Genomic DNA, 8,987 nt, shown 5'->3' with positions numbered 1-8,987 from the left:
ATCGACCATATCGAGCCGTGGTATCCCAGTGGCCGTACTGATCTGGGTAACCTCGCGCCGTTGTGCGCGCCTGACAACAAGTGGAAGTCTCGTCATCCGGACAAGGTTGAGGTCATCGACCAGCCGGACGGCACGGTGACGATGCGTTTCCATCGTTATCCCAAGCACCGCCCCCGCGCCTGGGCCCGCAGACAGTGACCGTCATCCCGCATGTGGTCGAGGTCATGGGCTGGCGGACCTGGCTGGTGATCTCGCCGGGCTCCAGAGCCGAAGACTCAAGCCCACCGCCAGGGCCCGGGTCGCTACCGAGAGGCGACGGCCGGGCGCCACCCACGGCCACGGCCAGGGGCACGGCCACGGCAGGGCCAGGGGAAGGGGGAGGGGGAGGGCCGCTACCCGCAGCAGCTGGCCACATTGGTCCAGCGGCTCGGCTGGCCGGCGGGCACGGCAACCTTGCGCGCGACGCGGGGCAAGGCCTGGTGAGGATCCTGCTCGATGTCGGGGTCCCACTGAGTCGGGTCTCACTGAGCCGCCGCGCGTGCCTCGGCCCCCGATGGGCCGAGGGACACGGAAGACACGGCGACCGGGAGCATGCGTTCGGATGGGCCACGGGTCACGGGAGACACAGCGGTCGGGAGCATGCGTTCGGATGGGCCCCGGTATGAACGTTGACGGCTGCCGGGAGATCCTCGGCCTGGAGGTCACCTCCGTGGGGGATACGGCGGGAGAGAGGGGCGCGGAGGCGGGGGTTTGTGGAGGCCGGCGTAAGACCGTGCCAGCAACCACCGCGCCCGCGACCGCGACAGCGGTATGCACCTGATCGCAACTATCACGGCCGGCCGGAGCAAGCCCCCGTCGTAGCGCCTACGGACACCGGCCCCGGCCCCGGCCCGACCCGACCCGGCCCCGACCCGACCCGGCCCCGACCCGACCCGGCCCCGACCCGACCCGGCCCCGACCCGACCCGGCCCCGACCCGGCCCCGACCCGACCCGGCCCCGACCCGACCCCGACTCTGTGGTTCGCCCAGATGGCCAATCCGATGGTTCACATCGTCGACGTGAAAATCACGCGCTTTAAGAATCGGCGATCTGACACGATTTCCGGCATGGCCTTGAGGACTGTTGCCGAACCACCGGCGAGCGTGCTGGCAGCTTTCCAGTTGGCCGGAGTAATCCGGCCGCTTCCCGGCGGGCAAGGGCAGAGCTTCCGCGTCGGTGATGCGGTCGTGAAGCCTGCGGACAACCGGGAGGAGGCCGAGTGGTCGGCGCGCTTGTTTGCGGGCTTGCAGGCGGCGGAGTTCCGAGTCCCTCGTCCTTGTCGCTCCCGCGATGGTGCTTACGTGGTTGATGGGTGGACGGCTTCGGAATTCCTGGCCGGTCAGGCGGGCCCCGCGGGCAGATGGGCGTCGCTGCTGGCCGTCAGCAAGGCGTTTCACAGGGAGTTGCGGGATGTGCCGCGGCCCGACTTTCTCGATCGCCGCGACCATCCATGGGCAATCGCTGATCGCATCGCCTGGAGCGAGATGTCCCAATCGCTGCCGACTAACGCCGAGGCGCAGCTGTCCGGGTTGCTTGGGCTCAGAAGGCCCGTCGAGACTCCCGAACAGCTCATCCACGGTGACCTGACGGGCAATGTGCTGTTCCATCCGAACCAGAGCCCGACCGTGATCGACTTCTCGCCATACTGGCGGCCGGCTGACTACGCCGATGCCATCGTCGTCGCCGACGGGCTCCTGTACCACGGTGCCGGGTCAGAGCTCGTCGATACCTTTCTCACTGGCTACCAACGGCTTCAGATGCTCGTGCGGGCTCTCATCTTTCGACTGGTCACGCTGATCGTCTGGAAAGGGCCGGACCAGGAAGTCCCCGAGGATGAGCTGACACGTTTCGCGCGCGTCACCCACCTCGTGAAGATGTTCGAGCGGCGCATCCTCACGGAGAACGCGTCGGCAATACAGGAGACCGGCCGTCCCTGACAGCGTGGCGGCCGGTCCTGCCCTTTCCGTGCGCTGAGTCCCAGCCGGAGACGGCGAGCCTCAGCGGAAGCTCTGCACCGCTTCCTCTTCGTTGTCGTAGGTCTCGAATACGGTCAGCAGCTTGGTGATCATCAGCAGATCTTGGATCTTGCGGGTCAGGTTGACGAGCTTCAACTGCCCGCCGTGGTTATTGGTGGTCGTGTAGGAGGAAATGAGCTCTCCGATGCCGGAGCTGTCGACATAGGAAATGCCGCCGAGGTTGAGAAGAATCTTGTTGTGCCCGTTGTCCAGCAGGTTGCGTACGCTCTCTCGGAGGTGAACACTGCCGTCTCCGATGGCGATTTTGCCGGCCGCGTCGATCACGGTGACGTCGCCGTTCCGACGCTCGGTCAAAGTCAACTGAGGCATTACGGGATCCTTTCTTCGGTGGGGTGGTTCAGTGGCGGACGTGTTTCGTCAGGCACAATTCGGTGCCCGGCGAATCGTCGTGGTGACGCGCGGACAGTTCGTCGACGAGTTCCCTTATCAGCAGCAGCCCGCGACCTGACCTGCTCAGATTCCCAGTGATCGGCGCGTCGGCGGCGCTGCTTGAATCGAACCCTTCGCCTTCGTCGCGGATGGTCACCGTCACGCGGTCTGGTCTGGCGGAAATCCGCAGGTGGATTCTCTTGTCCGGTGCGTACCGGTTGCCATGTATGACGGCGTTGGCGACGGCCTCGTGGACCGCCAGGCCGAGACGGTAGCAGTCGTCCTCATTGAGCCCGACCCGGCGGGCGAAATGAGTGGCGATTTCCCCGGCCTTGATTATGCTGTCCACGCTGGAATCGAGTTCCAGCTCTTCGATGGAATCCGGCGAACTCTCGGCATCAGGCACGGTCGGTATTTCCTTTCGCGACCCACCATCCATTCGTGTTCTTCTCAGAAAGAGGTGGGACCAAACGGGAGGAAAAGCATCCGGAACTTCAGATTTATGTCAAGGGTCGATGCCGCTTGGGGGGTGGGCCGGAGTGCGCCTATGGAAATGAGGGAATTCGATCACGACCGTCCGCCCGTCGCGCCCTGCCGAACGCCGCCGAACGCCGTGCTGAAGGCCGTGCTGAAGGCCGTGCTGACCGCGGTGCTGACCGCGGTGCTGGACGCGGTGCTGACCGCGGTGCTGGACGCCGTGCTGAAGGCCGTGCTGAAGGCCGTGCGACCGCCGTGCTGACCGCCGTGCTGACCGCGGTGCTGGACGCCGTGCTGAACGCCGCGCGAACGCCGTGCTGAAGGCCGTGCTGACCGCGGTGCTGACCGCTGTGCTGGACGGTGTGCTGAAGGCCGTGCGACCGCCGTGCTGACCGCGGTGCTGGACGCCGTGCCGAATGCCGTGCTGAACGGCGTGCCGATCCGGGCTCGACCCGGAAGTCGTCCCAGGGGGCGCCCTGGAGCCCCGCCCTGGTGATCAACTGCATCCCGCTCGTGGACTGTCTCGTGGGCTGTTTCGTATGTCGCCCCAGAATGAGTTCGGCTTCCGGGGGGCCAGGCCAGGTGGCCGATGCGAAGGTCTGGCCCGAGAGCTCGGAGGCTGCCCGAACCCAGTCGGTTGGCTCCGGGGCCGGCCCTGGCTCCGTTTCCGGCGCTGGCCCGGCTTCGTTCGAAGGGTTCAATCCGGGGGCCGGTTCGGAGAAGGTCTGGGTGTCGATGCGGTTCCGTTGATGGCTTGGTTGAGCCTTGCCCCGGAATGGAGTCCGGCTTACCGAAGGTCAATGCCGGGAGTTGATCTGCGGCTCGCGGTCTGCGACTCGCGACCTTGGGGCCACGATCCGCGGGTCGCCGATCCGACCGCGAGAGCTTTACGCATAGCGGAACGCTGTTTCATTATGGTCGGCGATGTGTTTCCTGAGTGAACGGTGTTGCGCATGCCGATCGGCGTCTATGTCCTTGCTCTGGCCGTGTTCGTGGTGGGGACGGACAAGGACCTGATCGTCGGGGTCCTGCCGTCCATCGCGAGCGACATGCACGTGTCCGTGGCCACAGCGGGCCAGCTCGCCACGGTGTTCGCTGTCGCGTACGCCTTCGGCGCGCCGGTCCTGGCGGTCGTCACCTCGAACGTCGACCGGCGACGGCTGCTCAGCTGGGCGCTTGCGGGCTTCGCCGTTGCCAATCTCGTGTCCGCGACAGCGCCGTCGTATCCGCTGCTGCTGGGCTCGCGCGTCCTGGCGGCGCTGACCGCCGCGCTCTACACTCCGGCCGCCATGGCCGCCGCGGCCCGGATCGCGCCGCCCGAGAGGACCGGGAGGGCACTGGCCGTGGTCACCATGGGATTCTCCGCCGCCGCGATTCTGGGCGTTCCCCTCGGCACCCTGATTGCCGCGGCGGTCGGATGGCGGGCCGCCTTCGTGATGATCTCCGTACTCGCGCTGGTGGCGACGCTCGGTCTGTTCCGGGGACTGGGCGTGATCTCCCGGCCCGGCGTGATCGGCCTGAACGAGCGGGTCGGCGTGCTGCGTAACCCGCGCGTGCTGAGACTGCTGGCGGTCAGCGCGGCCACGCAGTGCGCCGGATTCACCGTCCTGCTCTATCTGGGGCCGTTGCTGGCTGAGACAGCGGGGATCACTGTCGTGCAGCTGGCGGCCTTGTTGATCGTCTTCGGCGTCGCGGGACTGGCCGGCAACGCGTTCGCGGGACGGTTCACCGACAGGTTCGGCCCAGAGCGAGTGCTGTCGGTGGCGCTGATCTGGGTCACCGTGGCGCTCGTCGCCTTCACGGCGATCGCCCGGAGCCTGCCGGGCACCTATGTGGCGGTATGCGTGTGGGCTCTCGCCGCCTGGATGGTCCCGGTGCCGCAGCAGGCCCGCATCCTGCGGCTGGAGCCGAGGGCCTCGGCCGTGGCGATCTCACTCAACTCCTCTGCCATGCACATCGGGTCGGCGGTCGCGGGCGGGTTCGGGGGAGTGATCGTGGAGAAGGGACACGTCACCGCGTTGCCGATCGCCGCCGCCGCGGCTTCGCTCCTCGCCCTGGCCGTCCTCGTGGCCGACGCCAGGCTCAGGCGCCGGGCCGCGTCGATCGCCGCCGCGGGAACAGTTCGGTGAGGTGTGGGTGTGTCGGCAGTGCGCCGCGCCTGCCGCGCCTGCTGGTCTGCCGCGCCTGCTGGTCTGCCGGTCTCCGGCGCTCGCCGCGCTCGGAGTGTCGCCGCCGCCGACACGGTTCAGTGAGGGGGTGGGTGTGCCGGTGGTGCCACCGTGCTGAGTGTCGTTGCCGTTGCCGTTGCCGTTGCCGCGGCCACGGTGCACTGGCGGGCGTGCTACCGGTAGACCACGGGGGAGTGTCATCACCGGCCCGGCCCGGCCACAGGCGCGGGATGGCGGTGGCCGCCAACGGCCAGGCCCTCCTACCGGCCTCCAGGAACTGCGCCTCCACTTGCTGACCGAGGTCTCCGAGGTCTCTTTTCGCCGGGCGGCCTCGGCGATCGTCACCTCGCGATCGGCCATGCGGCCGGTCGGCGGTCCGCGGTCGGCCATACGGCCGGTCGGCGGTCGGCCATACGGCCGGTGGGCGGTCGCGGGACGGTATCCCCGAGTGCGAGAGCCCGGCGTCGTGCGCGGCGGATCGCCCGTCGACCGTGGGCGTAGGAATGCTGTCAATAATCATCCGGGCGGCGTAGGAAAGCCGTCAAGAAGGAGCGAAATCTCCCAAAACCCGCGATTTGCTTACCTCGGGCCGTCCATCTGGGCGGCCCGAGGCACGTTATCCGGCATCTGAGGAGTTGGGGATGGCTGACGTCATCTTCGTCGCCCTGACGATCGCGATCTTCGCGGTTCTCGGGCTCGTCGTGAAGGCGGTGGAGCGGCTGTGAGCGTGGTCAACGCGACCGGCCTGGTCGTGACCATCGGTCTCGTGATCTTCATGGTCGCGGCCCTGCTGTTCCCGGAGCGGTTCTGATGTCGCCGACCGCAGCGGGAATCGTCTTCATCGCGTCCATGGTCGTCGCCCTCGCGGTCGTGCACCGGCCGCTCGGCGACTACATGTACCGCGTCTACACCAGCACCCGGCACTACGCCTTCGAGCGGGTGATCTATCGCCTGATCGGCGTCCAGCCCGACACGGAGCAGCGTTGGACCGTCTACGCCCGCAGCGTGCTGGCGTTCTCCGCCGTCTCGATCCTGTTCCTGTACGCCTTCCAGCGCCTGCAGGACAAGCTGTTCCTCTCCCTGGGCTTCGCCCCGGTGCCCGACCACATCGCGTGGAACACCGCGGTCAGCTTCGTGACCAACACCAACTGGCAGGCGTACTCGGGTGAGTCCACGATGGGTCACCTGGTGCAGATGGCCGGCCTCGCCGTACAGAACTTCGTGTCGGCCGCGGTCGGCATGGCGGTCGCGATCGCGCTGGTCCGCGGTTTCGCCCGTAAGAAGACCGATGAGCTGGGCAACTTCTGGGTGGACCTGGTCCGCGGCTCGATCCGCGTCCTGTTGCCCCTGGCCTTCGTCGGCGCCCTGGTCCTGGTCGCGGGCGGCCTGATCCAGAACTTCGCCGATCCGCACACGATCACGACGCTGGCCGGTGGGGAACAGGCGATCACCGGTGGTCCGGTGGCCAGCCAGGAGATCATCAAGGAGATGGGCAACAACGGCGGCGGTTTCTACAACGCCAACTCGGCCCACCCCTTCGAGAACGCCACCAGCTGGACCAACTGGGTCGAGATCTTCGCGATCCTCATGCTGCCGTTCGCGCTGCCACGCACCTTCGGCCGCATCGTCGGTGACAAGCGACAGGGGTACGCCATCGTCGCGGTCATGGGCGTGCTGGCCATCACCAGCGTCGGCGTGCTGACCGGACTGGAGATCGCGCACAACGGCACGGTCCCGCAGGCGGTCGGGGCCGCGATGGAGGGTAAGGAGGTCAGGTTCGGGGTGGCGAACTCCGGCACCTTCGGCGCCGCCACCACGCTCACCTCGACCGGCGCGGTGAACTCCTTCCACGACTCCTACACCGCGCTCGGCGGCATGATCACCATGTTCAACATGATGCTGGGCGAGGTCGCGCCCGGCGGCGTGGGCGCGGGCCTGTACGGCATGCTCGTCCTCGCGGTGATCACCGTCTTCGTCGCCGGTCTGATGGTCGGGCGCACCCCCGAATACCTCGGCAAGAAGATCGGCGCACGCGAGATCAAGCTCGCGTCGATGTACTTCCTGGTCACCCCCGTACTCGTGCTGGTCGGCACCGCGCTGGCGATGGGGTCGGCGGAACAGCGCGCGAGCATGCTGAACGGCGGCGCGCACGGCCTGTCGGAGGTGCTCTACGCCTTCACCAGCGCCTCCAACAACAACGGTTCGGCGTTCGGCGGTCTCACCGTCAACACTCCCTGGTACGACGTCGCGCTCGGCCTGTGCATGGCACTGGGTCGGTTCCTGCCGATCGTGTTCGTGCTGGGTCTGGCCGGATCGCTGGCCAGGCAGTCGCCCACTCCGGCCTCGGCGGGCACGCTGCCCACCCACCGCCCCCAGTTCGTCGGCATGGTGGTCGGCGTCACGATCATCCTGGTCGGCCTCACCTTCCTCCCCGCTCTGGCGCTCGGGCCGCTCGCAGAAGGAATTCACTGACATGTCAACACCCGCGCTCGAAGCGCCGGGTCGTGCCCCCGCCCCAAGGAAGGGCCGGGTCGGCGGCGGCCTGCTGGACCCCAAGCAGATGCTCCGGTCGCTGCCGGACGCGCTGCGCAAGCTCAACCCCGCCACGCTGTGGCGCAACCCGGTCATGCTCGTCGTCGAGATCGGCGCCGCACTCACCACCGTGCTGGCCGTCGTCACCCCGTCGGTCTTCGCCTGGGCGATCGTGGTGTGGCTGTGGCTGACCGTGGTCTTCGCCAACCTGGCCGAGGCTGTGGCGGAGGGCCGGGGCAAGGCCCAGGCCGCGACGCTGCGCGCGGCCAAGCGCGACACCGTCGCCCGCCGCCTCATGGACCGGAACGACCCCGGCCGGTGGGACACGGTCGGAGCTCCCGAACTGCGGCAGGGGGACTTCGTGATCGTCGAGGCCGGGGAGATCATCCCCGGGGACGGTGACGTGGTCGAGGGCATCGCCTCCGTCGACGAGTCGGCGATCACCGGTGAGTCGGCGCCGGTGATCCGCGAGTCCGGCGGGGACAGGTCGGCGGTGACCGGCGGTACGAAGGTGCTGTCCGACCAGATCATCGTCCAGATCACCCAGAAGCCGGGGGAGAGCTTCATCGACCGGATGATCTCGCTGGTCGAGGGCGCCAACCGGCAGAAGACGCCCAACGAGATCGCGCTGAACATCCTGCTGGCCGCGCTCACGATCATCTTCCTTGTCGCCACCGCGACCATGCAGCCCCTCGCGATCTACTCTAAGGGCGTCAACCCCGGCGTGCCGGACTCGCTCGCCCTGACCGGCGACGGGGTCACCGGCGTGGTGCTGATCTCGTTGGTGGTGTGCCTGATCCCGACCACGATCGGCGCGCTGTTGTCCGCGATCGGCATCGCGGGCATGGATCGGCTGGTGCAGCGCAACGTGCTCGCGATGAGCGGCCGGGCGGTGGAGGCGGCGGGCGATGTCAGCACGCTGCTGCTGGACAAGACCGGCACCATCACCCTGGGCAACCGGCAGGCGTCCGAGTTCGTCCCCGCGAGCGGTGTCGGCGCCGACGAGCTGGCCACGGCGGCCCAGTTGGCCAGCCTCGCCGACGAGACCCCCGAGGGCCGCTCGATCGTGGTCCACGCCAAGGAGGCCCACGGCCTGCGCGAGCGCCGGCCGGGCGAGTTGACCCACGCGGTGTGGGTGCCGTTCACCGCCCAGACCCGCATGTCGGGCGTGGACGTCGACGGCCGCCAGGTGCGCAAGGGCGCGGCCACCGCGGTCATGAAATGGATCCGGGACGGTGGCGGGCACCCGACCGAAGAGGTCGGACACCTGGTCGACGGCATCTCCGCGTCCGGAGGCACCCCACTGGTGGTGGGTGAGATCGCCGACGGAAGGGCCCGGGTCCTGGGCGTGATCCACCTCAAGGA

Annotated in this window: 9 protein-coding genes; 7 read left to right on the top strand and 2 right to left on the bottom strand. The window is 68.1% G+C overall.

The window, feature by feature from the left end; genetic code table 11:
• On the top strand, positions 1-198 hold a 198-nt coding region (locus AB0I59_RS41870; protein ID WP_358142598.1), incomplete at its 5' end, for an HNH endonuclease.
• Between the two features lie 831 nt (positions 199-1,029).
• Positions 1,030-1,977 carry a phosphotransferase gene (locus AB0I59_RS41865; RefSeq protein WP_082777547.1) on the top strand — a complete coding sequence of 316 codons (948 nt, stop codon included), beginning with the start codon at positions 1,030-1,032 and terminating at the stop codon, positions 1,975-1,977.
• Between the two features lie 60 nt (positions 1,978-2,037).
• Here AB0I59_RS41865 and AB0I59_RS41860 read toward each other — a convergent pair whose 3' ends face one another.
• Both AB0I59_RS41860 and AB0I59_RS41855 read right to left on the bottom strand, forming a co-directional pair.
• Complete coding sequence (locus AB0I59_RS41860; RefSeq protein WP_061260721.1) at positions 2,038-2,385, bottom strand: STAS domain-containing protein; 348 nt, start codon at positions 2,383-2,385, stop codon at positions 2,038-2,040.
• Between the two features lie 28 nt (positions 2,386-2,413).
• The gene (locus tag AB0I59_RS41855) at positions 2,414-2,851 is read right to left on the bottom strand and encodes an ATP-binding protein (RefSeq protein WP_061260719.1); all 438 of its coding nucleotides are present in this window, start codon (positions 2,849-2,851) and stop codon (positions 2,414-2,416) included.
• 147 nt (positions 2,852-2,998) lie between these two features.
• Here AB0I59_RS41855 and AB0I59_RS41850 point away from each other — a divergent pair, with 147 nt between their 5' ends.
• The 5 genes from AB0I59_RS41850 to kdpB all read left to right on the top strand — a co-directional run.
• Positions 2,999-3,184 (top strand): hypothetical protein, encoded by a 186-nt coding sequence (locus AB0I59_RS41850; RefSeq protein WP_358142594.1) that lies wholly within the window; start codon positions 2,999-3,001, stop codon positions 3,182-3,184.
• 691 nt (positions 3,185-3,875) lie between these two features.
• On the top strand, positions 3,876-5,051 hold the full coding sequence (locus tag AB0I59_RS41845; RefSeq protein WP_358142591.1) for an MFS transporter: 1,176 nt from the start codon (positions 3,876-3,878) through the stop codon (positions 5,049-5,051).
• Between the two features lie 760 nt (positions 5,052-5,811).
• Positions 5,812-5,901, top strand: coding sequence for a K(+)-transporting ATPase subunit F (gene kdpF / locus AB0I59_RS41840; protein WP_061260715.1), 90 nt, complete (start codon positions 5,812-5,814; stop codon positions 5,899-5,901).
• Complete coding sequence (gene kdpA / locus AB0I59_RS41835; protein ID WP_061260713.1) at positions 5,901-7,562, top strand: potassium-transporting ATPase subunit KdpA; 1,662 nt, start codon at positions 5,901-5,903, stop codon at positions 7,560-7,562. Before kdpF ends, kdpA begins: the two co-directional genes overlap by 1 nt.
• A gap of 1 nt (position 7,563) precedes the next feature.
• Positions 7,564-8,987 (top strand): potassium-transporting ATPase subunit KdpB (gene kdpB, locus AB0I59_RS41830; RefSeq protein WP_358142587.1); only part of this gene is annotated, 1,424 nt, incomplete at its 3' end.

This window comes from Microtetraspora glauca, assembly GCF_040656155.1.
Classification (GTDB): Bacteria; Actinomycetota; Actinomycetes; order Streptosporangiales; family Streptosporangiaceae; genus Microtetraspora; species Microtetraspora glauca.
The sequence above is the reverse complement of the archived record's forward strand: the minus strand, read 5'-3'. Positions and strand labels throughout refer to the sequence as shown.

Coding starts and splice junctions, on each gene's coding strand:
- AB0I59_RS41865 (WP_082777547.1), top strand. CDS start 1,030: ATGGCCAATCCGATGGTTCACATCGTCGACGTGAAAATCACGCGCTTT.
- AB0I59_RS41860 (WP_061260721.1), bottom strand. CDS start 2,385: ATGCCTCAGTTGACTTTGACCGAGCGTCGGAACGGCGACGTCACCGTG.
- AB0I59_RS41850 (WP_358142594.1), top strand. CDS start 2,999: ATGAGGGAATTCGATCACGACCGTCCGCCCGTCGCGCCCTGCCGAACG.
- AB0I59_RS41845 (WP_358142591.1), top strand. CDS start 3,876: ATGCCGATCGGCGTCTATGTCCTTGCTCTGGCCGTGTTCGTGGTGGGG.
- kdpA (WP_061260713.1), top strand. CDS start 5,901: ATGTCGCCGACCGCAGCGGGAATCGTCTTCATCGCGTCCATGGTCGTC.